The sequence below is a fragment of the Streptosporangium sp. H16 genome (assembly GCF_051918855.1).
Lineage (GTDB): Bacteria > Actinomycetota > Actinomycetes > Streptosporangiales > Streptosporangiaceae > Streptosporangium.
In genome coordinates this window covers 35,886-61,793 of sequence record NZ_JBPXMD010000006.1, presented here as the reverse complement: position 1 = coordinate 61,793, position 25,908 = coordinate 35,886, and the positions used below count along the sequence as shown (strand labels likewise).

Genomic DNA, 25,908 nt, shown 5'->3' with positions numbered 1-25,908 from the left:
ACCAGTATCCCCGTGTGACATGGAATGTTGAGGAATTCGTGAACGCGGCGACCGCGACCGTCGACGAGCTGGCCGCCTACGTCGACGAGAGCCAGCGGGGCGTGCCACCCGTGCTCGGCCGCAGACCCCCCGGTGAGCTGGCCGAGCGGCTCGGGCTCGCCCGGTGGATCCGCGAGGGCGGGATGACCGCCGGCGACCACGCGGAGTTCCTGCGCACCTACCTCGCCGAGGGCACGCGGCTGCACCATCCCGCCTACCTCGGGCATCAGGTCGCCGCTCCCGACTTCCCCGCGGCCCTCGCCGACCTCGTCCACGGCGTGAGCAACAACCCGATGGCGATCTACGAGATGGGCGCCTCGGCGGCGACCGTGGAGTTCGAGGTGCTGCGCTGGATGCTCGGCAAGGTCGGTTTCGGCGAGGCGGGCGGCGGGGTGCTGACCCACGGGGGATCGCTGGCCAACCTCACCGCGCTGCTGGCCGCGCGGGCGTCGGTGGCCCCGGAGGCGTGGACCGAGGGCGTCCCCGGCGACCTCGCGCTGCTCGCCCCGGCGTCGTCGCACTACTCGCTCACCCGCGCCGCCGCGATCCTCGGCCTGGGGGAGCGGGCCGTGATGCCGCTGGAGGTGGACGGGCTCGGCAGGATCGACGTCGCCCGCCTGCCCGAGGCCCTGGAGCGGGTGCGCCGGGCGGGGCGGCGGCCGATGGCCCTGGTGGCGAACGCCTGCGCGACCGGGACCGGCCTCCACGACGACCTGCGCGGGATCGGGGAGTTCTGTGCGGCCAACGGCGTCTGGTTCCACGTGGACGGCGCCCACGGTGCCTCCGCGCTGCTCTCCGAGAAGCACCGCCACCTGCTCGACGGGATAGACCTCGCCGACTCGCTGATCTGGGACGCGCACAAGATGCTGCGTACCTCCAGCCTGGCCGCGGCGGTGCTGACCCGGCGCGAGGGCGACCTGGACGCGGCCTTCCGGCAGCGGGCCAGCTACCTGTTCTACGGGGAGCAGGGCTTCGACCTCATCGGCAGGACCGTGGAGTGCAGCAAGGCCGAGCTGGGCCTGAAGATCTTCCTCAACCTGGCCTGGCGGGGCGAGCGTGGCCTGGGCGAGTACGTCGCGCGCCGGTACGCCACCGCGCACCGCTTCTGGGAACTGGCCCGCGAGCGGCCGGACTTCGAGTGCCCGTACGAGCCGGAGAGCAACATCGTCTGCTTCCGGTACGGCGCCGGCGACCAGGCGGACATCCGCGAGCGCCTGATGGAGGACGGGGCCTTCCAGCTGACCTCGGCCGAGGTCGGCGGGGTCCGCCACCTGCGGGTCACCGTGATGGCCCCCGCCACGGACGACAAGACGCTGGAGGCGCTGCTCGACCGGATCTCCGGACCTGAGGCCACGGCCGGTCCCCGGTGACCCCCCGCGAGGAGCGCCGGGCCGCTCCTCGCCGAACCCGGTGCGGACGGTGCGGCCGATGCGGCCGATGCGGAAGGCCGGTCCCCCGGGAGTCCCGGGGTGGACCCCGGCGCCCTCAGCGGATCCCGGAGTCCGGGTGGGCGGCGTCCCAGCGGCGCCGCGACTCGGCGATGCCGTCGCGGTGCTCGGCCGACCAGTCGACGAGGGTCCGCAACAGGTGGGTGAGGCTGTGCCCGGACGGGGTCAGCTCGTAGTCGACCTGAGGCGGGACGACGGCGTGGACGGTCCTGGAGATCAGGCCGTCGCGCTCCAGGCGGCGCAGGGTCAGGGTGAGCATCCGCTGCGAGATGCCGGGCAGGGCCCGCTGGAGCTCGCGGAACCGGCGCACCCCCTGGGCCAGCTCCACGACCACCAGCACCGACCACTTGTCGCCGATCCGGTCGAGGACCTCGCGGATGCCGCAGTCCTCGCCCCCGCAGGAGACGACCGGCTCCGTGGTTACCTCCGTGTGCCCGACTGACATCGAAGTGCCTCCTTATGCCACGTGTCCTGGTTGTCGATGATGGACCCGGTTACCGAAGAGAACCAACTACGCGGGGGAGATTCCATGATTCTCATGACGGGGGCGACGGGCGCACTGGGGCGGCTCGTCGCCGTTCGGCTGGCCGGGCGGGACGACGTGGTGATCGGCAGCCGCACCCCGGAGGCGGTCCCCGCCGGGACACCGGCCCGCCCGGTCGACTTCGAGGACCCCGCCTCGCTGGAGGAGGGATTCGCCGGGGTGGACACGCTGCTGCTGATCTCCGCGGGCTACGGCGAGGACGACGTGGTGATCGCCAGGCACGGCGCGGCGATCGAGGCGGCGGAGAAGGCCGGGGTCTCGCACATCGTCTACACCGGCCTCAGCGCCGCCGGGGACCACCTGGCCTACGCGCTCGCCCACCGCTGGACCGAGCGCAGGCTCCGCGAGGGGGCCGCGAACTGGACGATCCTGCGCAACGGCCTCTACGCCGAGCTGCTGGCGACGCTCGCGCCCGCCGTGGACGGCAGGATCACCGCGCCGCTGGGAGCGGGACGGCTGGCCGCGGTGGCCCGCGAGGACCTGGCCGACGTGGCCGCTCTGGTCGTGACCGATGCCTCCGCGCACGCGGGCCGGACCTACGAGCTGGTCGGGGAGGAGGCGGTCGGCGGCGCGGAGCTGGCCGCGGCCCTCACCGGGGCCACGGGAGGCACCGTCTCGTACGAGCCCGGCACCCTCGCCGGGGCCCGCGAGGCGTTCACCGCCCTCGGCCTGGCGTCCTTCCAGGTCCCGATGCTGGTGAGCACCTACTCCTCGATCGCGAACGGGTTCATGGACGCGACGGGCGGCGACCTGCGCGCCCTGCTCGGCAGGGCTCCCCGGTCCGCCCTGGAGGTCATCGTCGCGGGACCTCGCGAACAGGGGTGAACAGGGGGAGGGCGCGGCGGCCGCGCCGGCCGAGGGGCCCCCTGCCCGGCCGCGGAGAGGGCAGGGGGCCCGTGTGATCAGTTGTCGGTGCAGAACATGTGGATACGGCAGTTCGTGACGCGGCCCGCCTCGGCGGCGGCCGGCTCGCGCTCCTGAAGACCCTGAAGGTCCTGAACGTCGAACGACATCGATTTCACCTCCTCGCCGATCTCGTGGCCGCGCCGGGCGCGGACCGTTTCTCCTTCCGCCGCCCCGGAGCGGGCGGCGAGCCTGGGACGGGAGGACGCCAGGCGTCCCCCACGACGTCGTCGAGCATCCACGGGCGCGCGTGCCGGTGGCGCAGCCGGACGAGGAAGGCGACGATCCCGGCCGTGCCGCCGAGGAACGTCGGGACGACCTTCGAGAAGGGGTCCGGCACGAGCAGCCTGCCGGAGCGGGTCACGGCTCTGGCCTCCAGGCACCCGGCCAGGTCCCCGGCCCAGCGCAGATACCGGTCGTCGGCCGTGAACCCAGCCATGTCGAGGAGGAACTCGCCGTCGCCGGGCAGGCCGTGGCACGGCACCGCCCCCGACTGCCAGCGGGTCCTGTGCACCGCGACCGCCGCCTGACCGGCGAGCCGCAGGGCGTCCGGGTCGCCGGTGGCGCGCCAGTACCGGACGAGGAAGGAGCCGACCCCCGACGAGCCGCTGCACCAGTGCGGCCGGCGCGGCAGGGCCGTCCGCGGATCCCCCGCGAGGGCCGGCCACCAGGCGGTGTCGCCGTCGACGTCGGCGTGCTCGTACAGGGCGCGGGCGACCTCGCGCACGGTCGCCATCCACTCCGGGCGGCCGAGGGTGACGGCGGCGTAGAGCAGCGCCGTGCCGACCCCGGCGATCCCGTGCGCGAAGCCGAGATGGTCGGCGCCCGCGAGACCGGAGTCGAACGACTCCGGCGTCGGCCACCGTGGGTGCCCCATCCGGTAGGACCGCGCGCCGTGCAGGTTCTCGAACGTCTCCACGGCCCGCCTGCGGAGCACGGGATCGCCCGAGCGTAGGGCGAGGCGCAGCACCGTCATGCCGGACCCGGCCAGCCCGTGCGTCACGTCGGGGCTCGGGTGGTCCACCGGAAGCCGGGCCGCCGCCCGCAGCGCGAAGTCCCGCATCTCGTCGTCGCCCGTGGCTTCCGCCGCGTCGTGAAGGGCCCAGACGGCTCCCGAGCGCCCGAAGTACAGGCCGGGGGGCCAGGCGTCCTCGTCGGAGAGACGGCGGCGGAGCCACCCGGCCGCGGCGGACGCCGCGCCTCTTGCGTCCGCTGTGTCGTCGGTGAAGGCGTTGTCTGTGACGGTGTTGCCTGTGAAGGCGTTGTCCGTGACGGCCGCGCGGGAGGCGAACGTCAGGACGGCCAGGATGCCCGGCACGCCCCCGTTCACCGAGCACGGGTCCGCCTCGGCCCCGCCGTCCCCGGCGACCGCGTTGGGCCACGGCGACGGGTTGTCCCGCCGGGGGTCCATGGTCTCCACCAGCCGCGCCAGCCCGTCGGCCACCAGGAGATCCGCCCGTCGTGCCCCGCCCGCCCCTGCCCCCGCGAGGATGGGGCAGGCCTTTCGCGTCTCCCGCGTCTCCCGCGCCGTCGCGAGGTCGGCGGCGGGAGCCGCCGGGGCGAGCGTGTCCAGATACCTCGCGCAGCGGTTCAGCGACCAGCGCTCCTCCGGCTCGGTGACCAGTCCCTCCACCAGGGGGCGGAGGAGGGCGAGGGTGGGGTTGGCCGCGGACACCGCGGCGACGTGGTCGAGGAGGCGCCGGCCGCGGGCCGGGCCCGTCGTGCCGTCCTCGGGGAGTTCCAGCCCGGCGCCGGTCGCGAGGAAGTACGCCAGCCCGCCGAGGCCGAACAGGTCGGCCGTCTCTCCCGGCGCCGGCCGGAGCTCGCCGGTGTGCGGCACCAGTTCCGGAGCGAGGTAGCCGGGGGTTCCACCGATCATGACGATGTCGCCCGGCACCGTCGCGTACTCCAGGTCGACGAGCCGGAGGTCGCCGCCGGGCAGGAGCATCACGTTGTCCGGCGAGAGGTCGCGGAAGACGTGGCCGAGGTCGTGGACGGCCCGCAGCGCGTCGACGAGGCGCCGCAGGATCGGCCGGACCTCGGCGGCGCCGTTCCCGAAGCCGTCGTGCCCGAGGGGCCCGGCGTTCCCCTCGGACCAGCGCCGCAGCGTCGTTCCCGGCACGAGTTCCTCGACGAGGAACGCGTGCCCGCCCTGTTCGAAGAAGTCGACCACGGCCGGGACGACCCCGCTGGACGCCAGGGCCTCCAGCCGGGACCTCTCCGTCGCCAGCCGGTCGCGCGCGTCCCGGCCCCCGAGATCGGACGAGGCGTGCGGCCGGCCCTCCTTGATCACGACTTCGGCGCCGCTCTCGGTGTCCTCCGCGATGTACACGCCGCCCCTGTTGGCGTGTCGCACCGCCTCGCGGACCACGAAACGGCCGTTCAGCAGCACGGCGGGCCGCTGCGGCGGCACGGAGGCCCCGAAGGCGCGGTCCGCCGTTCCGGAGGCGCCGGGGGCGGTGAAAGGCGAGACGGCGAAGGAGGGCGGGGAGAACCGTGGCAGCCGCTCGTCAGGGATCGCCGTCCCCTCAGGCGTGCGGAGCCGGACCTCGTAGAAGCCGTCGTTGCCGAGCACCCGGTGCCCGCCGAAGGCCCCGTAGCGGTAGTGGACGATCCCGCCGGGCCGGTAGGGGCGGTCCGACAGGATCGCCGGGCCGGGAAGCCCCCAGGTGGCCTCGTCGAGCAGCGGCGCCAGCCGGGCCGCCTCGGCGCCGCCCACCGGGTAGGCGGTGACGAACTTCCCCGCCTGGGCGCGGGCGCAGTGGGGGGCGAGCAGCTCCCAGTAGTCGCCCAGCCGCGCGGGAAACTTGAAGGCGCACCCCTCGGCGGCCAGCACCCGTACGACCCGGGAGAGCACGATCGGAGCGGAGAGCATCGTCGCGGAGACGTGAAGTTTCCAGCCCTGCGCGGGCATCGCGTATCCGCCGGGAACGACCAGGCACCAGAATTCCCCGTCGGTGACCGACCATTCACGGGCCGGGACCCGTCCGATCTCGGTGATCGCGATGTCACGCAGGAGGGCGCTGTCGCCCGTCGGGCTTTTCACGGGAGGTCATCCTTCGGCTGTCGCGGTTCGACGTCATGCGGGAATCGGTCCGACGTCAAACGGGAAATACGTCAAACGGGAGATGCGTCACGCGGGAGATCGCGTCATGCGGGAGATCCGCGTCAAACGGGTGGGAGGGAAGCGGGAAACGCGCGAGGTGTTCACGCCCGGGAGCCGCGCCGATGGCGTGGATCCCGCCGGGGTGCGGCCACCGCCGCTCCCGTCACCGGGACCGCGTCGTGGTGATCGCGCATATGTGAGATCGGCGGAGCCGCCGCATTCTTTTCCGCCTGCCGGCGCTGGCAATACGAAAACACGGTGGATACGGGGTGTGCCATGTAAAAGTACGCACTTCTCGTCCGCCACGTATGATCCGCCGAGTATTCAATGCGCTTATTTCATATTCCCATATATTAATTCCGGTCCGCCGTGGCGTGCTTCACCCGTACGCCCGGCAGGAGTCGAGCGGCCGCTTCCCGGCCCGGCCCTCGAATGCGCGCGTATCTTTCCCGGGCTGGGCGGACCCGTCCTGATATAGCGTCGCGTCCATGACCGAACTCGACGGCCGCCTGCGCGCGGTGTGCGACCTCACCGTCTCCGGCGTCCGGGAAATGGCCGGGCGGCACGAGTACGACGGCCTGATCCAGGACCTGTCGCCTGAGGGGGTGCGCGCCGGGCTGGCCGCGCTGGGCCGGGGACCGCTGCCCGCCGACCCGTACGACGCGGCGCACCTGCAGATCTTCGAGGAGGCCGCCCGGGTGCAGCTCGGCGAGCTGGAGCTGCACCGCCGCAGCCCGCTGGAGCACCTGGGCAACCTCGACCTGGCCACCTACGACCGCGAGTACGCCCCCGAGGCCGAGCGGCACGCCGCCAAGCTCGCGCACCTGGCCCGCTGGCCCGAGGCGGTGGACAACGCGGTCGCCTCGCTCGACCTGCTCAGCGCCCCCGTCGCGACCGCCCTGCTCGGCGCGGTGCGCGGCCTCGCCTCCGGGGTGCCCGATGACGCCGAGGAGAGCGCCCGCGAGGCGGCGTTCAGGGCGCACGCCCGGCTGGTGGAGCACGTCGAGAAGGCCGCGCACACCGGCGACCCGGACGCCTCCCTCGGCGCCGAGGGGCTCGCCAGGCTGATGGGCACGGGCGACGGCCTCCCGGTCGACCTGGGACGGCTCGCCGAGCGCGCCGACGCCGAGCGCGACCGCCTGATGGCCCGGCTGGCGGAGTCCTGCGCCGCGCTGGGGTTCGCCGGACGGCCGCCGCTGGAGGTCGCGCGCGAGCTCGTCAGGCAGCACCCCGGCCCCGACGGCGTGATCGAGGCGGCCAGAATCGGCACCGAGAGGGCGATCGCCTTCACCAGGGAGAAGGACCTGGTGCCCTACCACGACGGGGAGTGCCGGGTCGGTATCGCGCCCGAGTCGCGCCGGTGGGCGATGGCCATGATGAGCTGGTCGGCGCCCGGCGAGCCCGACGGCCCCTCGTGGTACCACGTCACCCCGCCCGACCCCTCCTGGCCCGAGCGCGACGTCGAGGAGTGGCTGGAGGTCTTCAGCGAGACCACGCTTCCCGCGATCAACGTGCACGAGGTCGCCCCCGGGCACTTCTCCCACGGCCGCGCCCTGCGCCACGCCCGCTCCGACGTGCGGCGGACGCTGATGTCGCTGGCCTTCGCGGAGGGCTGGGCCCACTACGCGGAGGAGCTCTGCGTCGAGGAGGGCTTCGCCCCCGACGACCCGCGTTTCGAGATCGGCGTGTGGCTGGAGGCGCTCATCAGGGTGACCCGGCTGGCCTGCGCGATCGGCGTGCACTCCGGCGCGATGACCGTCGAGGAGGGCGCCCGCCGCTTCGCCGCCGACACCCACATCGCCGGTCCCGCCGCGCTCTCGGAGGCCGCGCGGGCCACCTTCGACCCCACCTACGGTCGCTACACCTGGGGCAAGCTGGAGATCCTCGACCTCCGCGACCGCGCCAGGGCCGAATGGGGCCCCGGCTTCGGCCTCAACCGCTTCCACACCGCCATGCTCGACCTCGGCTCCCCGCCCCTCGGCCTGCTCGGCCACGCCCTCGCCGGTACGTGACCGGCGGTCCCCGGCGGCATGTCCATCCGGAGGCGCGGCGGACGCGTGGTCAGCGGTCGACGGCCGTGGCGCCGCCGTCGACGACCAGGTGGGTGCCGGTGATGAACGACGCCTCGTCGCTCAGCAGGAACCGTACGGCCGCCGCGATCTCGGCGGGCCGGCCCAGGCGGCCGAAGAGCGACCTGCGGGTGAAGGACTCCAGATAGCCCGCGTCGCCGCCCGTGGCGGTGGTGAGCAGCGGGGTGTCGACGTAGCCGGGGCAGACGGCGTTGACCCGGATCGGCGCCAGCTCGTGGGCCATCGAGCGGGTCAGGCCGAGCATGCCCGCCTTGGACGAGCAGTAGGCAGGGATGAAGGCCTGCCCGACCAGGCCCTCGATCGAGGAGATGCCGACGATCGCGGAACCCTCCTGGTCGCGCAGGTCCTCCAGCAGTGCCTTGACCAGCAGGGCGTGGGCGCGCAGGTTGACGTTGAGCACCGCGTCCCACGAGGCCTCGGTCAGGTCGCCGACGGCCATGGGGGCCGCGATCCCGGCCGCGTGCACGAGGCCGCCGATCGAGGTGAGGGCGTCGCGGCCGGCGGCGATCGCCGCGGGGAAGGCCGAGGAGTCGGTGACGTCGACGGGAACGGCGATCGCGGCGACGCCGTGCGCGGCGGCGAGCGAGGCGGTCTCCTTGGCGCCCGCCTCGTCCAGGTCCCAGATCGCCACCGGGCGCCCGGCCTCGGCGAGCGCCAGCGCGCAGGCCCGGCCGATCCCCGACGCCCCGCCGGTGACGACGACTCCGGTGCCGGCCATCGGTTACCTCCTCGACTGGTGGTGGGCCTCACGTTAGCTTTAAGCCCAATCGGTCGCCAGGTACGGCGGTTCTGTGGCCGGGCGGATACCGGGCAGGACGATTTCGTGGCCGGGCGGTCGCCGGGTACGGCGTGAACCGGAGGCGGCGCGAGGTGTGAACCGCCGGTCCTGAGGTAACACGATGCGTGAACCATGATGCTGGAGGAAGCGCTATGCGTGAACTGTCGGGCAAGGTCGCGGTCGTCACGGGGGCGGGCAGCGGGATCGGGAGGGCACTCGCGCTGAGCCTGGCCGCGGAGGGGATGTCCCTCATGCTCGCCGACGTCGATCCGGGAGACCTCGCGGAGACCGCCTCGCTGGTGGAGGGGAGCGCGGCGAGGGGGAGCGCGGCGGAGGGCAGGATCCTCGGGGGCAAGGTGCTCACCGAGATCGCCGACGTCTCCGACCCGGTGGCCGTGGATCACCTCGCCGACCGTACGTTCGGCGAGCTGGGCGCGGTCCACGTGCTGTGCAACAACGCGGGGGTCTTCCAGGGCGGCCGGATGTGGACGCGGGAGCCGGAGGACTTCGCCTGGATGCTCGGGGTGAACCTGTGGGGCGTGCTCCACGGGGTCCGGGCCTTCGTGCCCCGCATGATCGACCAGGACACCGAGGGCCACATCGTCAACACCGTCTCCGCCGCGGGACTGTTCGCCACCCCATACTTCGGCCCCTACTCGGTCTCGAAGTACGCCGCGTTCGCCGCCTCGCAGTCCCTCGCCCAGGATCTCGCGACGGCCGGTTCCAAGCTCCGGGTGACCGCGCTGTGCCCCGGCGGGGTGCGCACCGGCCTCAACCACTCCGGCCGCCACCGGCCGGAGAACCTCGTGGCCGCCGAGCGCACCGAGGACGAGGCGGCCTCCTCCGCGATCATCGGCGGCCTGGTGGAGGGGGGCATCGACCCGGCCGAGGTGGCGCTCGCCGCGGTGGCCGCCATCCGCGAGGAGCGCTTCCTGGTCCTCACCCATCCCGGCCACGCGGATGCCCTGCGCGAGCAGACCGAGGCCCTGATCTCGGGAGCGCTGCCCTCGTTTCCCGGCTACGACCAGGCGCGCTGACGGGCGCCGATAGACTGGGGCCACCGCTCTGTTCCTTTTGGGGGTCTTGGTGTCTGACTTCGACACGGTCCTGGTCGTCGACTTCGGCGCGCAGTACGCGCAGCTGATCGCGCGAAGGGTGCGTGAATGCCACGTCTACTCCGAGATCGTCCCCTCGACGATGCCGGTCGAGGAGATGATGGCCAAGAAGCCCAAGGCGATCATCCTGTCCGGCGGCCCCTCGTCGGTGTACGCCGAGGGCGCCCCCGCCGCCCCCGCGGGCCTGTTCCGGACCGGTGTGCCGACCTTCGGCATCTGCTACGGCTTCCAGATCATGGCCCAGGAGCTCGGCGGGGAGGTGGCCAGGACCGGCACCGCCGAGTACGGCGGCACCCGCCTCGACGTCGGACAGCAGGGCGTGCTCTTCGCGGGGCTGCCCGCCACGCAGTCGGTCTGGATGTCCCACGGCGACAGCGTCTCCGCCGCCCCCGAGGGCTTCACCGTCACCGCCGCGACCGCCGAGACGCCCGTCGCCGCCTTCGAGCAGCCCGAGCTGGGCCTGTACGGCGTCCAGTTCCACCCCGAGGTCCTGCACTCCGAGCACGGCCAGGCCGTGCTGAAGCACTTCCTCGACGCCGCGGGCTGCCGCCCCTCCTGGACGATGCTCAACATCGTCGAGGACGCGGTCGAGGCGATCCGCGCCCAGATCGGCCCCGAGGGCCGCGCCATCTGCGGCCTGTCCGGGGGGGTCGACTCCGCGGTGGCCGCCGCCATGGTCCAGCGGGCCATCGGTGATCGGCTGACCTGCGTCTTCGTCGACCACGGGCTGCTGCGCAAGGGCGAGGCCGAGCAGGTCGAGCGCGACTTCGTGGCCGTCACCGGCGTCAAGCTCCGCGTGGTCGACGCCCAGGAGCGCTTCCTGAAGGCGCTCGACGGGGTCACCGACCCCGAGGAGAAGCGCAAGATCATCGGCCGTGAGTTCATCAGGGTCTTCGAGGACGAGCAGCGCGCCATCATCGCCGACGGCCCCGTCGACTTCCTCGTCCAGGGCACCCTTTACCCGGACGTGGTCGAGTCCGGCGGCGGCACCGGCACCGCCAACATCAAGTCCCACCACAACGTCGGCGGCCTCCCCGACGATCTCCAGTTCTCGCTGGTGGAGCCGCTCCGCGCATTGTTCAAGGACGAGGTGCGCCGGGCAGGGGAGGAGCTTGGCCTGCCCGCCGCCATGGTCTGGCGCCAGCCGTTCCCCGGCCCCGGGCTGGGCATCCGCATCGTCGGCGCGGTCAGCCGCGAGCGCCTGGAGATCCTCCGCGAGGCCGACGCCATCGCCCGCGAGGAGCTCTCCCGCGCCGGTCTCGACCGGGACATCTGGCAGTGCCCGGTCGTCCTGCTCGCCGACGTCCGCTCGGTGGGCGTCCAGGGCGACGGCCGCACCTACGGCCACCCGGTCGTGCTGCGCCCGGTCTCCAGCGAGGACGCCATGACCGCCGATTGGTCGCGCGTCCCGTACGACGTGCTCGCCCGCATCTCCACCCGCATCACCAACGAGGTCCGCGAGGTGAACAGGGTGGTGCTCGACGTGACCAGCAAGCCGCCGGGCACCATCGAGTGGGAGTAGGCGCCCCGGAAGGTCGCGGCCGGGGAGCGAGCCGCGAGGGCTGAGCCGGTGGGGTGAGCCGCGAGGGCTGAGCCGCGGAAGTGAGCGGTGGGGGTGAGCCGCGAGGGCTGAGCCGCGGAAGCGAGCCGCGCGAAGTGCTCCGCGGGGGTGGGCCGCTCGGGCCCGTTGGCGCCGATGGCGCGGTTTCGCGAGGTGCCGGGCGGTAAGTTGGGGCGGGTGTCCTCCACCACCCCCATCGGCACCCCCGGCGGCGCAGACTCCCCCCCGACCTCCGGCGCCCGCCTGGCGTGGCTCGACGCGTTGCGTGGCATCGGCGCGGTCGCCGTGTTGCTGGAGCATCTGCTGCCCTGGTTCATGCCCGCTCTGAGGCCGTACTGGTTCAACCTCGGGATGTACGGCGTCCTGGTGTTCTTCCTGGTCAGCGGCTACATCATCCCGGTCTCGCTGGAGAGGCGCGGCGACGTCAGGGCCTTCTGGATCAGCCGCGTGTTCCGGCTCTACCCGATCTACCTGCTGGTCGCGGCGGCCGTCCTGGTCATGGCGATCTGGATGCCCGTCCGCGAGCAGGTGCCCAGGGATCTGTCGTCGGTGTCCGCGCACGCCACGATGCTGCTGGACGTGGTGCACCTGGGCGGCCTGGCCGACACCATGTGGACGCTCTCCTATGAGATGGTCTTCTACCTGGTCGTCACCGCGCTGTTCGTCGGCGGGGCGCACCGCGCGAGCGGGACCTACGCGGTGGGTTTCGGTGCCGTCGCGGTCGTGGCGGGACTGCTGCTGACGGGACCGCTGCTGCAGGGGCCCTGGCCCGCGTACGTCTCCGGCGTGGTGTTCTTCGCGGGCCTGGCGTGCCTGATCACCGGCCGGTTCCGGAAGGCCGCCGCGTACGTCCTCGGCGCGATGGCGCTGGTGCTGCTGATCTTCTCGGGCTTCGTGCCCTGGCTGGGGGCGGCGATCCTCGCGGTGATGTTCGTCGGGACCGCGATCCGCCGCTGGGAGCAGGGCGCGGGCGGGCTCTGGCCGGTGGCGGCGGCGACCGTGCTGGTGGCACTGGCCCCGGTCTGGTCGGAGCAGGCGGGCTGGTGGTGGGTGCGGCCGGGGCCGTGGTTCGCGACCATGGCGCTGGCCGGGGTGACGTTCGCGGCCGCGATGGCCCTGCGCGAGCGTCGGCTGCCCAGGTTCCTCGTCTGGCTGGGCCTGGTCAGCTACTCGATCTACCTGCTGCACCACCCGCTGTTGCGGCTCACGCACGCCGTCGTCGGTGACGTGCGGGACGCGGGGCAGGTGGTGCAGCTGTCACTGTCGGCAGCGTTCGTGCTGGTGGTGCTCGGCCTGAGCCTGCTCACCCACCGCTACGTGGAGCTTCCCATGCAGCGGCTGGGCAGGCGGCTGGCCCGGGGGCCGGGCGCCTGCCCAGCCGCTTCCTCCCGCGAGGCGGCTCAGAGACCGTCCTCGGGGGACTGGGCGTAGGCGTCCGGGTCGCCGGTGGGCGAATCGGAGGACAGGTCGTCGTCCTTCTCGGAGCCGACCGGGTAGACGTCCCCGGCCTTTGTGGCCTTGGCGCCGCGCAGCGAGGAGACCGCGACCATGTGGTATCCCTGCTTCTGCAGGGCGGCCAGCAGCTTCGGCATCACCGTGACGGTCTGCGGCACCCAGTCGTGCATGAGGATGACCCCGTCACGCTTGGCGTTCTTGAGCACCTCGTCGTAGATGGCCTTCTCGTTCTTGGTCGCCCAGTCCCGCGAACCGCCGTTCCACAGGACGATCGGCATGCCCATCTGGGTGGCGATCGCCGCGACCCGCTCGTCGAACTCGCCGTAGGGCGGGCGAATCGTCGTCGGGTACTTCCCGGTGGACTTCTTGACGATGTCCTGGGTCTTGGTCAGCTCCTCGCGGATCTTGTCTTCCGACAGCTCCCGCAGGTGCGGGTGGCTGTAGCTGTGGTTGCCGATGTCATGGCCCTCGGTGACCATCCGCTTGGCGAAGGCGGGGCGGGACTTCACGTACTGGCCCTCAAGGAAGAACGTCGCCTTGGACTTGTACTTCTTGAAGGTGTCGAGCAGCTTGTCCGCGTACTTGCCGGGGCCGTCGTCGAAGGTGAGCGCGATGCACTTGACCTTCGCGCAGTCCACGGGCACGGGCTTCGGCGTGGGAGTGGGCGTGGCCTTGGGGGCGGGCTTGGCCTTGCCCGCCGTCGTGGCCGTCGTGCTGGGCTGTTCCGCGCTCCACGCGGTGGTCGGGATGGAAAACATGGCCAGCGCACAGGATGTGGCCAGCAACATTCGGACAGGAGGCTTCATGAGGGGAGCTCCGGGTCAAATCGACGTCGGTCGAGTGGGCATCCTATCGAGGTGCCTGATGCCTCCCGGGGCTGAAGCGTCACGATGTCCTGTGAAAGACGCATTTTCCTGTAATCGGGCCACGGTGCCGCGCGTGGTGCCGCGCTCCGCACAAACTTGACGTTTCCCCAGGTCATGGCTGTGTATAACGGGCCGGACCGGCCCCTGGCGTGCCCGATGATGGGCATCGGCCCCCTGCCGGAGCACGCTGGGAAAACCATGATGATCAGTACGGTGAGCCCGAAACCGGTCAAGGAGGAGCGGGGGGAGACCGGCGGGGCGCCGGCCCGCGACCGGTGGTTCACCCTCGCCTGTTACGCGACCGCCCAGCTCGCGTTGCTCGGCTGGTGGCTCGCCTTCCATCCGGGACTGATGAGTCCCGACTCCGTCACCTACGTCGCGCACGTCACGACGGGCCCCTGGGTGGCCGGGCAGTCGGTCGCCTACGACGCCCTGCTCGGGCTCTCCCTGAGGGTGACCGGCGACCTGTCCCCGGTCACCCTCCTGCAGACGGCGGCGATGGCCGCCGCGCTCGCCCACCTCGCGGGCGCGATCCGGTCGCTGGGGGTACGGGGGCGCCCGCTGCTCGTGGCGGTGGGGTGCGCGGCGCTGTCGCCGCCGCTCGGCGCCTTCACGGTGTCGATGTGGAAGGACGTGCCGTTCACCGTGTGCGCCGTACTGGCCGCGGGCACCGCCGTGCGGCTCGTGGCCCGACCCGGTGGCCGGTCCCGTGCGCGTGGCGTGGCCGGGTCCGCTGTGCCGGACGAGGGCCGGGCGGGGGGCGTGGCCGGGTCCGTGGCGCGGGACGGGGTTCGGAGGCGTGGCGGAGCCCGGAGGCGGGGCGGGGGCGGGCGCGGCGGGTGGGCCTGGGACCCGCGCTTCGCCGCCCTCGGGGCGGAGCTGCTCGGGCTGGGGCTCTTCCGCAACAACGGCTTCCTCGTGGCGTCGATCGCCGCCGCGCTGCTGGTCGCGCTCCTGTCCGGCCACCCGGGGGCCCGCCGGTGGGTCGCGACGCTGGCGGCCGGAGCGGTGGCGGCGCCCCTGCTCCTGCTGGGCGCCGGCTACCCGGCGATGGGCATCGCGCCGCCGTCCCGCTCGTTCGCCTACCAGACGGTGTTCGGCGACCTCGCCGTGGCGTACGGCCGGAGACCCCGGCTCTTCGACCACGAGCAGCGGGCGCTCCTGGCGGGGATCGCCCCGCTCGACGCGTGGCGGCGGGGGGCGACCTGCCAGACCATGGCGGGCGTCTTCTTCGACCCCGGGTTCGGCCACGCGCGGGCCGAGCGGCGGATCTCCGACGTCCTGGAGCTCTGGCGGGACCTGCTGGTCCGCGCCCCCGGCATGATGCTGAGCACCCGGGTCTGCCGCGCCGCGCTCGCCTGGCAGGTCGCCTCCACGTCGGACGAACCCGGCGGTGAGCTCTACCGCTTCTCGCTGAGGGATCCCCGGCTCCCCGAAGGCTGGCAGGGCACCCCGGCGGCCTCGGTGATGCGGCAGCGGCCGATCTTTGCCGGACTGCTGGCCGCGGGGCTGTTCGCGCTGGACGCGAGCACGGTCAGGCAGCTCGAATGGCTGCTGTGGCGGGCGCCCTTCTGGTGTTACCTCGCCTACGCCGCCGCCGCGCTCGCGTGGTGGCGGACGGGGAGCCGGGCGGCGCTCGCCGGGGCGGCCGTGGTCGCGGGGCAGCAGATCGGGGTGATCCTCACCAACACCGCGCCGGACTTCCGGTTCATGGTGTCGCCGATCTTCATCGGGGTCCTGTTCGTTCCGCTGCTCCTGCGGGAGGCGGCGGCCCTGGCACCCCGCCGATGAGCAGGGGCGATGAGCGGACCCCGGAGCCCGCCCGTCAGCGGTCGAGCTCGTCGAACAGCGCCTCCCACCGGTCCAGGACGCGGGGCAGCCGGTACTCCCTCATCCGTTCCCTGCCCCTGGCCCCCATCCTGCGGCGCAGCTCGGCGTCGGACATGAGGCGCTCCAGCGCGGCGGCGAAGCTCCCGGTGTTGCCGGGCTCGGTGAGCATGCCGTTGTCCCCGTCCTCGACCAGGGTCCTCACCCCCGCCGAGGCGTCGCAGGCCACGGCGGGCAGGCCGCAGGCCGCGCCCTCGGCGAGGACCAGCCCCCACCCCTCGAAGTCGCTGCTCAGGGTGACGATGGAGGCGTTCAGGTACTCGGCCTCGACGTTCTCGACCTGCCCGCGGAAGACGATCCGGTCGCCGAGCCCCGTCTGCGCGGCCTGCGCCTCCAGGACCGCCCGGAGCGGCCCGTCGCCGATGATGTGCAGCTCCCACGGCTCGGCGACGGCCGGGGCCGCGGCGGCGAAGGCGTCGATCAGCAGGTCGATCCGCTTCACCCTGACCAGCCGCCCCGCCGAGACGATCCGCGGGGTGCGCAGCGGGGCCGCCTCCCTGGGAAAGACGCTGACCGGGTTCAGCATGGTCCCGCAGTTGGCGAGCCGGTGTCCGGTGAAGGACGCGGCGTAGTCGTCGCAGAGGAACAGCGCCTTGTCGAGGTGCGCGTAGTGCTTCTTGATCAGCCTGAGGTTCGGGGAGTCCACCGCCTCGGCGTACGACTGGTGGTACTGGCCGATCTTGGCGATGTGCGGCATGGGCAGGTCGGCGATCCAGTGGGCGGCCCAGGGCGAGGCGATGACCAGGTAGCCGTCGCGGGTCCGGTCCGTCAGCCGCAGCAGCTTCTGCCGAGCGGCGTCGATCTCCTCCGGGGTCCTGCGCTGCCTGCCCCTGCGCCACGGCAGCGAGCGGGCGGCGGGTTCGGGGGCGGGCGTGTCGTACAGCGTGGTGTGCCGGTAGACGGGGTCGGCGACGTAGGTCTGCGGCTGCCGGGAGGGGTTGATGCTGATCAGGGTGACCTTGTGCCCGCGCGAGCCGAGGCCCTGGGCGAGGGTGTGGATGACCCGCTGGGACCCGCCCATCGAGTCGCCGTCGGTGCTGAGGAAGAAGACGTTGCGCGATCTCACCGCGTGACCTCCGGGAAGAAGCGATCCCACTGCGTGATCTCGGGGAAGAAGCGATCCCACTGCGTGATCTCGGGGAAGGAGTGGCCCTACTGCGTGATCTCGGGGAAGAAGCGGTCTCACCGCACGACCTCCGGGAAGAACGCGTCCACGACCCTGCCGCTTGCCTGCCCGTCGTCGAGGCCGCACCAGCGGTCGCGGAACTCCGCGTAACGCCGCCCGTACCGCTCGGTGATCTCGGCGAGCCCGTCCAGTGCCCCGGCCAGCTCTTCGGGGGCGCGCAGCAGCGGCCCGGGGGCGACCTCGGCCAGGTCGAAGCAGACGCCCCGCTGGGTGGAGGCGTAGCGCTCGTAGTCGTCGACGTAGTAGAGGATCGGCCTGCCGAGGCAGGCGTAGTCGAACATGATCGAGGAGTAGTCCGTCACCAGCACGTCCGAGGCGAGCATCAGGTCGTTGACCTCGGGGAACGCCGAGGCGTCCCGGACGAGCCAGCCGAGCGGGTCGGGCACCGCGAAGCGGTCGTACTGGTGGGCGCGGACGAGGATCACCCAGTCCGGGGGCAGCACGCCGGCGAGGGCGGGCAGGTCGAGCCGGATCGAGTCGCCGCTGAAGCGCCTGCTGTCGCGGTAGGTGGGCGCGTAGAGGATCACGCGCTTTCCCGCGGGGATCTCGAAGAACTCCCTGACCCGCCGCGCCCGCTCGCGCTGCGCCGGTTCCATGTGCCGTACCAGTACGTCGGTGCGCGGGTAGCCGGCGTGTAGCAGCTCGCCCCTGAAGCCGCTGGCCTCCGCGAAGTCGCGGCGGAAGTCGGGGCCCGGCGTGAGCAGCACGTCCCAGCGCGCCACCGCCTCGGCGTACTTCCTGGCCAGGGACGGCTGCGCCCGGTGCCGGGGCTCGTCCAGTCCCATCTTCTTGAGCACCTGACCGTGCCAGGTCTGCAGGTAGCGGGTGCTTCCGCGCTTGCGGTAGCAGTAGGGGAGGTTGTGGCTGTCCACCCAGTGCCCGGCGCGCGCCAGGGTCCAGGCGTAGCGGAAGGTGTCGCGCCGGACGAGGTCGACGTCCTCGGGGAAGCGTTCGGGGACGTCGGCGTGGGACCAGACCGCCCGCAGGCCCGTGGCGCGCCGCTGCAACTCCTCGTGGACGTAGCGCGGGTTGCCGGTGTAGCCGGTGCCCTCGGCCGACTCGAACAGCACCAGGCGGCGGTTCACCGGCACCGTCGCGCTGACCAGCCGGTAGAAGCGGCCCAGGTTGCGGGGGGTGGCGAGGTCGGACAGCAGGTCCCGCCAGAGGTCCGCCACGTTCGGGAGACGCCGCCCGGCCGCGGGGCCGAGCCTGCGCGCCGTGAGGCGGAACGGGATGTCGGCCGACGCCTCGAGGACCAGGCGGCCCGAGCCCGCCGGACCCGCCGGACCCGCCGGACCCACAGTGCCCACGGAGGTGAACGACAACCCCGGGATCGCGAGGAGGGGCCTGATGCTCCGCCGCTCGCCCTCGTGGAGCGAGATCGTGACCGCCTGCGGCCTGACGGCGTTGTCCGGCCAGTCCAGGTCGGGCAGGGAGATCGACACCGTTCCCTCCAGGATGCCCGTCCCCTCGGGGGGAGCTCCCGGCATCCGCGGGATTCTCGGTCTCTCCGGCTCCTCCGGGTCCCACTGTCCTTCGAGCCCCCTCGGGGCCTGTTTCTCCCGCTCTCCCGGCGCCTCGATCACGACGGGTGCCATCTGGACGGGGATCGAGGCGATCGCCCTCTTCCTGCCGCCGATACGGAGCCACGCGGTGAGCGTGCGGCCGTCGAGCACCCGGCCCGGGTCGTAGGTCCGCAGGCGCAACCGGATCTCGTCCCTCGACGCCTGCAGGTCGACGAGCTCGTGCCTGAGCAGCGCGCCGGACAGCGGCTGCTCCGCCAGGTGCAGCTCGGTGACGTCCAGCTCGCTCCGTCCCTGCTCGCCTCCGGGGAGCGTCGCCCCCCAGAACACCCGCTCGCCGTCCGCGGTGACCGTCCGGGGCGGGATCGAGTGCCTGCCCCCCAGCTCGACGGCGGCGAGCGCCGCCTCCGCTCCGCGCCGCTCGCGGACGAGCTGGACGCACACCCGCTCCGCCCGGGTCAGCCGCTCGATCGCGGCGGGGTCGAGCGTGTCCACGTACGGGATGACGATGTCGGCGAACTCGGAGATCCACGCCGGGTCGCGCTGGGGAAGGTCGCCCAGGTAGAGGCGGAGGTCGTGGGAGAGGAAGCGGAAGTCCTTGTCCTCCTTGAGGTCGAGGGAGTGGGTGCTCGCGAGGACGCGGTCGCTCAGGACGGCGGCGGCGACGCGCTGGCGCACGTTCTCCAGCTCGTGCCGCCGGGACGAGATCGACCTGGTGGCGGGCGTGGCGGCGAGCAGCCAGCGGTAGACCGGCCACGGCACGATGGCGAACAGCTTGCTGCGGCAGAACAGCTCCGTCGACCAGACGATGTCCTCGTGGTGGATGTCCTCGGGGAAGCGGATGCCGGTGACGTCGAGGAAGGTCCGCCGGTACAGCTTGTTGGTCGCCAGGCAGTTGAAGAGCAGCTCGGGCTCCGCGCGGATGCCGTCCACGACCCGCCGTTCCGCGAACAGCTGGGGGTACCAGAGGGTGACGGCGCCGGTCGCCTCGTCGACGCGCTCCACGGTGCCCATGACGAAGTCGGCGCCGGTCGTCTCCGCCTCCAGCAGGAGGCTCTTGCAGGCGTGCCTGGGCAGCTCGTCGTCGCTGTCGAGGAACATCAGGAAGGGCGAGCGCGAGGCGTCCATGCCCGCGTTGCGCGGCGCGCCGCAGCCGCCGCTGTTGGCGGGCAGCCGTACGTAGCGGACCCGGCCGTCCTCCTCGGTGAGCGCCCTGGCCACCGCGGGGGTGTCGTCGCCGGAACAGTCGTCCACGATGATCACTTCGAGGTTCTTGAGCGTCTGGCTGAGCACGGAGCGCACGGCCCGGGGTAACCGGGCCGCGTCGTTGTAGGTGATGACGATGACGCTGACGTCCGGGGCCGTGTATCGCTGTGTTGTCATGTGCGCAACTCCAAGGCGGCTGGGAGGAGAGCCTTGACCTGCGGTGGCTCAGGCCCGGTGGGCGCGAGCCAGGCAAGGCGTCATGGGATCGCTGGTGTTGGTCGGGGGGGAGAGAGGGGGCGCGTCAGGCCGAGGCGGGCGCGTCCGAGAGGAGGACGGGGGCGTCACGGCCGGTGCCGCTCGCGGCCCGCTTCCGGTCCGCGCGCTCCTCGTGGTACTCCGCGTCGACGTTGACGTCCCAGACGTCGTGCCGGGCTCCGTCGACGATGTTCTCCACGGTCAGCATCGCGGTGAGCATGGAGTGGTCCTGGTTGTTGTACCGGTGCATGCCGTTGCGGCCGACCGGGTGGATCTCCGGCCACTCCACGTCGAGATACTTCCTGAGCACCTCGACGTTGCCGGCGTAACCGGCGTCGTAGACCGGGTAGGCCTTCGGCATCCGCACCACGTACCCCCGCTGGACCGAGCCGGGGGTCACCAGGCCCAGGTGCTCCAGTTCCCGGGTGCCGAACGCGACGAGGTCGTCGTCCGGGGCGCGCCACAGGTCGTCGCCCTCGTTGACGAAGTACTCCAGGCCGAGACAGGTCCGCCCGGCCTGCACCAGGTACGGCGACCAGGAGCCGTAGTTCTGCACCCGGCCGAGCCGGACCTCGGGGGAGTGGATGTAGACCCAGTTGTCGGGGAAGGAGAACCGCTCGGGGACGACCAGCGCGACGGTGAGGAAGTCGCGGTATCTCAGCCCCGCGGCGGCCTCGGCGACGGCGTCGGGCACGTCCGGCCCGAACGCGCGGATCAGGGCGTTGAGCGGCATCGAGGAGATGAGGTCGTCGCAGCACACCTCGCGGGTGGCGTTCCCACGTACCTCGCGGGTGGCGCTTTCGCGCATCTCGCGGGTGGCGCTCCCGCCGTCCGGGTGAACGGTGCCGGTGTCACCGGCGGAGCGGACGTCGCCGGTGCCGTCGTCCCGGCGGGCCGTACCGCCGTCGTCCCGGCGGGCCGTACCGCCGTCGTCCCGGCGGGCCGTACCGCCGTCGTCCCGGCGGGCCGTACCGCCGTCGTCCCGGCGGGCCGTACCGCCGTCGTCCCGGCGGGCCGTACCGCCGTCGTCCCGGCGGGCCGTACCGCCGTCGTCCTGGCGGACGGTGACGGCCAGGCGGCCCCGGTGGCGGCGGATGCGCTCGACCCTGGTGCCGAGGTGCACGGTGGAACCTCGCTCGCGGACCCGGTCGGCGCAGGCCTCCCACATCATGCCCGGTCCCAGCTTGGGGTAGCGGAACTCCTCGATGAGGCTCGTGACCTCCTTCCGGTTCCTGCCGGGGGTCAGCGCGTCGGCGATGGCCTTTCCCAGGGAGAGGTTCCTGATCCGCTGCGCGGCCCAGTCGGCCTGGATGCTCGCGGCGGGAACGCCCCACACCTTCTCGGTGTAGGTCTTGAAGAAGATCCCGTAGAGTCGCCGGCCGAACCTGGCCGCGACCCAGCCCTCGAAGGTCGACTGGTCGGCGGGCGGCCTGACCCGGGCCCAGGCGTACGAGCCGACGCAGCGCAGGGATTCGAGGACACCGAGGTTGAGCAGGGCGTTGGACGCCTTGAGCGGGTAGTCGTAGAAACGGCCCTTGTAGTGGATGCGGCTCATTCTCGGGCGGAGCAGGAAGTCCTCCTCGCCGAGGATCTCGTTCCAGAAGTCCTCCACCCGCGACACCTTCGTGAAGAAGCGGTGCCCGCCGATGTCGAAGCGCCAGCCGTCGCGTTCCTCCGTCCGGCTGATCCCGCCGACCACGCGGTCGGCCTCGAAGACCTCGCAGGGGTGTCCTCGCCGGGCCAGCTCGTAGGCCGCGGTGAGCCCGGCGGGCCCCGCTCCCACGACCACTGTTGAATCCATGCGCTTCCCCCCGCGAATGCCGTTTCCCGCGATCTCGCCCGTCTCGGTCACCCGATCGTGTCGGACGGCCAGGGGGGACCGAGGGGTCATCACGTCTTACTAGGACGTGTGCATTCCCAGCCTTGACCTGGGCTTGGGGAAGGCGTTGCCGCGTCACGGCCCCGAGGTGAGACGGCCGCCCGCGGGAGATGCACGGGAGATGGTCAAGTCTCGGTCAGCTCACTCCATCGCGGTCATGTTTTGGGTTCGCCCGGCCTGTCGCGAAGCCATGCTGCTGACGTGACGTCTACGTCGCGCTCATGGCCGCCAGGTTGTGTCGACGGGCACATGGGCCCCTTCCGCCGCTTTCCGGCGACCGCTGGGCCTCCCGCCGCGCGCCCGTGACGTCTTCCACGATGAGTGGATCTTCACCTGCGTGCCGTGTCCGGCGTTCACGCCGATGGACCGGACTGTGAGCTTTCGACTACCGGAGGACCGATCGTGGCCCCAGTGAGCATCATCGTGCCCATCTACGACGTGGAACCGTACCTTGAGGCGTGTCTGGAGTCGTTGGTCGCGCAGACCTGGAGTGACATCGAGGTCGTCATGGTGGACGACGGTTCTCCCGACTCCAGCGCGGAGATCGCCGAGGCCTTCGCCGAGCGTGATGACCGGTTCAGGTTGATCCGGCAGGAGAACGGGGGACTTGGCACCGCGCGCAACACCGGCATAAGGCACGCCACCGGTGATTTCCTCGCCTTCTTGGACAGCGATGACATGCTCCCGCTGACGGCCGTCGAGACGATGGTGTGCAGCCTGCGGGAGAGCGGATCCGATTTCGTCACGGGCAACGTCCTGCGCTTCAGCGGGCAGGGGGTGCGCCAGTCGGCGATGCACAAGATGATCTTCGCTGGCTCCGCCAGGCGGACCCACGTGACCGGCGACGAGATCCTGCTCAAGGACCGGCTGGTCACGAACAAGCTGTGGCGCCGCTCCTTCTGGGACGAGCAGGGGCTGAGCTTTCCCGAGGGGGTCCTGTGGGAGGACATCGCCGTCTCCCTGCCCGCCCACTTCATGGCCGGGGCGGTGGACGTGCTGTCCACCCCGGTCTACCTGTGGCGGGAGCGGGAGGGGGAGAGCGTCTCGATCACGCAGAACCGGGGGCACGTCAAGGGGATCGAGGACCGGTTCGCCGCCGTCAACTCCGTGCGGAGCTTCCTCATCGACACCGGGCGGGCCCAGCACCTGAAGGCGTGGGACCGGATGGTCCTCGACAGCGACCTGCCGAACTTCCTGCAGGTGCTGGACCAGGCGGGGGAGGAGTTCCGCGACCGTTTCCTCGATCTGGCGTGCGCCTACCTCGACCAGGCGGGGCCGAAGGTCCTCTCACTCATCCCCGCGCAGCGCCGGGCGAAGTGGGCTCTCGTACGGGAGCGCCGGATCGGCGACCTCCTCCAGTTGCTGGAGTGGGACAGGACGGTCAAGCCGACCGCCCGCGTCGTCGGCGGCGGCCTGCGCGGGTACCACCTCAACAGCCCCGTGCAGGTCGAGCGGCCGATCACGCGGATGCGCGAGGAACTGGACCTGCGGCAGCGGGTGGACAGCCTGGACTGGAAGGACGACAAGCTGGTCGTCGAGGGCCGGGTCTCGCTGCGCTACCTGCGCCCCCGCAGGCGGATCCAGCAGCACGTCCTCGCCTGGCTGGTGTCCGAGGACCCCGGGAGCCCCGGGAGCCCCGAGGGCCCCGGGAACCACGGCCGCAGGGTCCGGCTCCCGGTCACGATCCGGCGCGGCCTGTCGCTGGTCGACACCGGCCCGCGCAGGCGCAAGGACTGGTGCGGGTTCCGTCTGGCCGTCGACCCGGCCGCGCTTCCGGCCGGATCGACCTGGCGGATCGACCTGTGCGTGCTGTCCCGGGGTCTCCTGCGCAGGGGCAGGCTGTCCCAGCCGAGTCCGGCCGCGCGGCGGCTGGAGTTCACCGAGCGCGAGTCGGGGACCGTGGCGTGGACGGAGTGGACGCCCGCCGAGGAGTTCAGGCTCCGGGTGGAGCGGCCGGGCGGATGGGTCACCGGCCACCGGGTGGCCGAGGGCAGGCTGCGGATCAGCGGCCGGTGTGACGACGACCTCGGCGCCGCGCCGGCGCTGCGGCTGACCCGGCCGCAGGGCGGCCGCGACCGGTGCTACCCGATGACCGTGACGGACGGTGCCTTCGAGACGGTGATCGACCTCGACGAGGTGCTGTCCGAGCGCTGGCCGGGCCTCGACCCGGCCGGCCTGGAGATGAGCGCGCTCAACCCCGGCGCCGAATGGCACTTCGAGGTCCTTCCGGGAAACCCGGAGCGTCCGGAACCCTCAGAACCCTCAGAACCCTCGGAAAACCAGGGACGGGGTCAGGCCAGGCCGCTGCTCGTCGGACGCGACGTGGAGCGCGGCCTCTACCGGCTCCGCGGCCGCGACGTGGTGCTGGACCGTTCGCAGGCGGGCGGGCTCGTGCTGCGCGAGCAGCGGCCGACGTTCTACGTCGAGCGGGTGGAGTGGACCGACCTGGGCCACCTCAAGGTGACCGGGGCCCCGATGCGCCCGATCGACGGCCCGGCGTGGCTGGTCGTCACCTCGCGCAACCGGCTCAGCGAACGGCTCTTCCCGCTCGACGGCGGCAGCGCCACGGTGACGCCCGAGGGGAGCGACACGCTCGGCGGCCGGCTGCCGCTGCCGGCGGGCACGCACGGCTTCGCGATCCGTACCGGCACCGGCGACATGCGCGTGGAGTTTCGGCTGTCCGCGCCGCTGGAGCACATCTCCGCCACCCGCACCTTCACTTTCGACACCGACCTGATGGACGAGGCCGTCTTCACCGTGAGCGACGACCTGCGCGCCTCGGGCAGGCCCAAGCAGCAGCGGCTGCTGCGCGAGGACTTCTACCCCGCGAGGTGCCGGGAGCCGCTGCGGCCCGCCGTCCTCTTCGACAGCTACGGCGGCAGGCAGTTCTCCGACAGCCCGAAGGCGATCTACGAGGAGCTCGTGCGGCGGGGTGCCGACCTGGAGTTCATGTGGATCGTCAGGGACGGGCAGGTGGAGCTGCCCGAGGGGGTGACGCCGGTCCGGCGGTACGGACGGGAGTTCTTCGACGCCCTGGCCCGCTGCCGGTACATCGTCACCAACAGCCACCTGCCCTCCTGGTTCGAGCGCAGGGAGGGCCAGACGGTGCTGCAGACCTGGCGCGGCACCCCGCTGAAGCGCATCGGCTTCGACGTCGAGAAGGTGCCGTTCACCCGGTCCGACCACCACGAGCGGCTGGCCAGGGCCGTCGCCAGGTGGAGCCACCTGATCTCGCCGAGTCCCTGGTGCACCTCGGTCCTGGACAGCGCCCTGCGGTTCGAGGGGGAGGTCCTGGAGATCGGCTCTCCCCGCGACGACCTGCTGCGCCGCGCCGGAGCCGCCACGCGGACCCGGGAGATCCGGGAGCGGCTCGGCCTGCCCGAGGGCAGGAAGGTCGTCCTGTACGCCCCGACCTGGCGCGACGACAAGTTCTACAGCAAGGGGCGCTACCGGCTCGACCTGCGGCTGGACCTGCGGCACATGGACGAGGAGCTGGGCGGGGACCACGTGCTCATGATCCGCAAGCATCCGAGCGTCACCGACAGGCTGCCCAGGGTCGGCACGGACTTCGTCCTCGACGTCTCGGCGTATCCGGACATCCAGGAGCTGTACCTGGTGGCGGACATGCTGATCACGGACTACTCGTCGGCGATGTTCGACTTCGCGGTGACCGGTAAGCCGATGCTGTTCTACACCTACGACCTGGAGCGCTACCGCGACGAGGTGCGCGGCTTCTACTTCGACTTCGAGGCCGAGGCCCCCGGGCCGCTGCTGCGCACGACCGAGGAGGTCGTGGCGGCCGTACGGGACGCCGACGAGGTGCACGCCAAGTACCGGAAGCCGTACGACGCCTTCACCGCCAGGTTCTGCCCGCTGGAGGACGGCGGCGCGTCGGCCAGGGCGGTGGACCGGATCTTCCGGTGACCACCCGCCCCGCGAGGGCGAAAGGCCGGGGAAGCCCTCCTCGGCCTTTCGCGTCCTCAAAGCCCCCGATCTCTGTGGCGCGGGTCGGTCAAGAAGTGGCATGGAGATCTTCTAGTAGTTACAGAGCGTAGATGAGAGGAGAC

At 72.2% G+C, this 25,908-nt stretch carries 15 protein-coding genes; 8 read left to right on the top strand and 7 right to left on the bottom strand.

Going from position 1 to position 25,908, the window contains the following annotated elements; translation table 11 throughout:
• Positions 1 to 14: 14 nt before the first annotated feature.
• Positions 15 to 1,409, top strand: coding sequence for a pyridoxal phosphate-dependent decarboxylase family protein (locus ACTOQ2_RS12080; protein WP_440099725.1), 1,395 nt, complete (start codon positions 15 to 17; stop codon positions 1,407 to 1,409).
• Between the two features lie 115 nt (positions 1,410 to 1,524).
• On the opposite strand, the gene ACTOQ2_RS12075 is transcribed toward ACTOQ2_RS12080, so the two are convergent.
• A complete protein-coding gene (locus ACTOQ2_RS12075) occupies positions 1,525 to 1,932 on the bottom strand; it encodes a winged helix-turn-helix transcriptional regulator (RefSeq protein WP_440099724.1) in 408 nt (135 codons plus the stop codon).
• Between the two features lie 84 nt (positions 1,933 to 2,016).
• Between ACTOQ2_RS12075 and ACTOQ2_RS12070 the strand changes: the two genes are divergently transcribed.
• Positions 2,017 to 2,856, top strand: coding sequence for an NAD(P)H-binding protein (locus tag ACTOQ2_RS12070; RefSeq protein ID WP_440099723.1), 840 nt, complete (start codon positions 2,017 to 2,019; stop codon positions 2,854 to 2,856).
• A gap of 193 nt (positions 2,857 to 3,049) precedes the next feature.
• Here the strand turns inward: ACTOQ2_RS12070 and lanL are convergent, their stop codons facing one another.
• Positions 3,050 to 5,980, bottom strand: coding sequence for a class IV lanthionine synthetase LanL (lanL, locus tag ACTOQ2_RS12065; protein WP_440099722.1), 2,931 nt, complete (start codon positions 5,978 to 5,980; stop codon positions 3,050 to 3,052).
• 548 nt (positions 5,981 to 6,528) lie between these two features.
• Between lanL and ACTOQ2_RS12060 the strand changes: the two genes are divergently transcribed.
• Positions 6,529 to 8,052 carry a DUF885 family protein gene (locus ACTOQ2_RS12060; protein WP_440099721.1) on the top strand — a complete coding sequence of 508 codons (1,524 nt, stop codon included), beginning with the start codon at positions 6,529 to 6,531 and terminating at the stop codon, positions 8,050 to 8,052.
• Between the two features lie 49 nt (positions 8,053 to 8,101).
• Here the strand turns inward: ACTOQ2_RS12060 and ACTOQ2_RS12055 are convergent, their stop codons facing one another.
• Positions 8,102 to 8,848, bottom strand: a complete 747-nt coding sequence (locus tag ACTOQ2_RS12055; RefSeq protein ID WP_440099720.1) for an SDR family NAD(P)-dependent oxidoreductase — start codon at positions 8,846 to 8,848, stop codon at positions 8,102 to 8,104.
• A gap of 212 nt (positions 8,849 to 9,060) precedes the next feature.
• Between ACTOQ2_RS12055 and ACTOQ2_RS12050 the strand changes: the two genes are divergently transcribed.
• From ACTOQ2_RS12050 to ACTOQ2_RS12040, 3 genes are all read left to right on the top strand, one after another.
• Complete coding sequence (locus tag ACTOQ2_RS12050) at positions 9,061 to 9,945, top strand: SDR family NAD(P)-dependent oxidoreductase (RefSeq protein WP_440099719.1); 885 nt, start codon at positions 9,061 to 9,063, stop codon at positions 9,943 to 9,945.
• Between the two features lie 28 nt (positions 9,946 to 9,973).
• Positions 9,974 to 11,545: a glutamine-hydrolyzing GMP synthase gene (gene guaA / locus ACTOQ2_RS12045; protein WP_440099893.1), complete on the top strand. Its 1,572-nt coding sequence runs from the start codon at positions 9,974 to 9,976 to the stop codon at positions 11,543 to 11,545.
• Between the two features lie 216 nt (positions 11,546 to 11,761).
• Positions 11,762 to 13,015, top strand: coding sequence for an acyltransferase family protein (locus tag ACTOQ2_RS12040; protein ID WP_440099718.1), 1,254 nt, complete (start codon positions 11,762 to 11,764; stop codon positions 13,013 to 13,015).
• Here the strand turns inward: ACTOQ2_RS12040 and ACTOQ2_RS12035 are convergent.
• Complete coding sequence (locus ACTOQ2_RS12035) at positions 12,985 to 13,827, bottom strand: polysaccharide deacetylase family protein (protein WP_440099717.1); 843 nt, start codon at positions 13,825 to 13,827, stop codon at positions 12,985 to 12,987. The two genes, ACTOQ2_RS12040 and ACTOQ2_RS12035, sit on opposite strands and share 31 nt — an antisense overlap.
• A 291-nt stretch (positions 13,828 to 14,118) precedes the next feature.
• Between ACTOQ2_RS12035 and ACTOQ2_RS12030 the strand changes: the two genes are divergently transcribed.
• Positions 14,119 to 15,696: a hypothetical protein gene (locus ACTOQ2_RS12030; RefSeq protein ID WP_440099716.1), complete on the top strand. Its 1,578-nt coding sequence runs from the start codon at positions 14,119 to 14,121 to the stop codon at positions 15,694 to 15,696.
• Positions 15,697 to 15,730: 34 nt separating this feature from the next.
• Here ACTOQ2_RS12030 and ACTOQ2_RS12025 read toward each other — a convergent pair whose 3' ends face one another.
• From ACTOQ2_RS12025 to ACTOQ2_RS12015, 3 genes are all read right to left on the bottom strand, one after another.
• Complete coding sequence (locus tag ACTOQ2_RS12025) at positions 15,731 to 16,858, bottom strand: glycosyltransferase (protein ID WP_440099715.1); 1,128 nt, start codon at positions 16,856 to 16,858, stop codon at positions 15,731 to 15,733.
• A 116-nt stretch (positions 16,859 to 16,974) separates the two neighbouring features.
• On the bottom strand, positions 16,975 to 19,884 hold the full coding sequence (locus ACTOQ2_RS12020; protein WP_440099714.1) for a CDP-glycerol:glycerophosphate glycerophosphotransferase: 2,910 nt from the start codon (positions 19,882 to 19,884) through the stop codon (positions 16,975 to 16,977).
• 124 nt (positions 19,885 to 20,008) lie between these two features.
• Entirely contained in the window at positions 20,009 to 21,763 is a 1,755-nt protein-coding gene (locus ACTOQ2_RS12015) for an FAD-dependent oxidoreductase (RefSeq protein ID WP_440099713.1), read from the bottom strand.
• A 489-nt stretch (positions 21,764 to 22,252) separates the two neighbouring features.
• Here ACTOQ2_RS12015 and ACTOQ2_RS12010 point away from each other — a divergent pair, with 489 nt between their 5' ends.
• Entirely contained in the window at positions 22,253 to 25,765 is a 3,513-nt protein-coding gene (locus ACTOQ2_RS12010; RefSeq protein ID WP_440099712.1) for a bifunctional glycosyltransferase/CDP-glycerol:glycerophosphate glycerophosphotransferase, read from the top strand.
• The last annotated feature ends 143 nt before the right edge of the window (positions 25,766 to 25,908 follow it).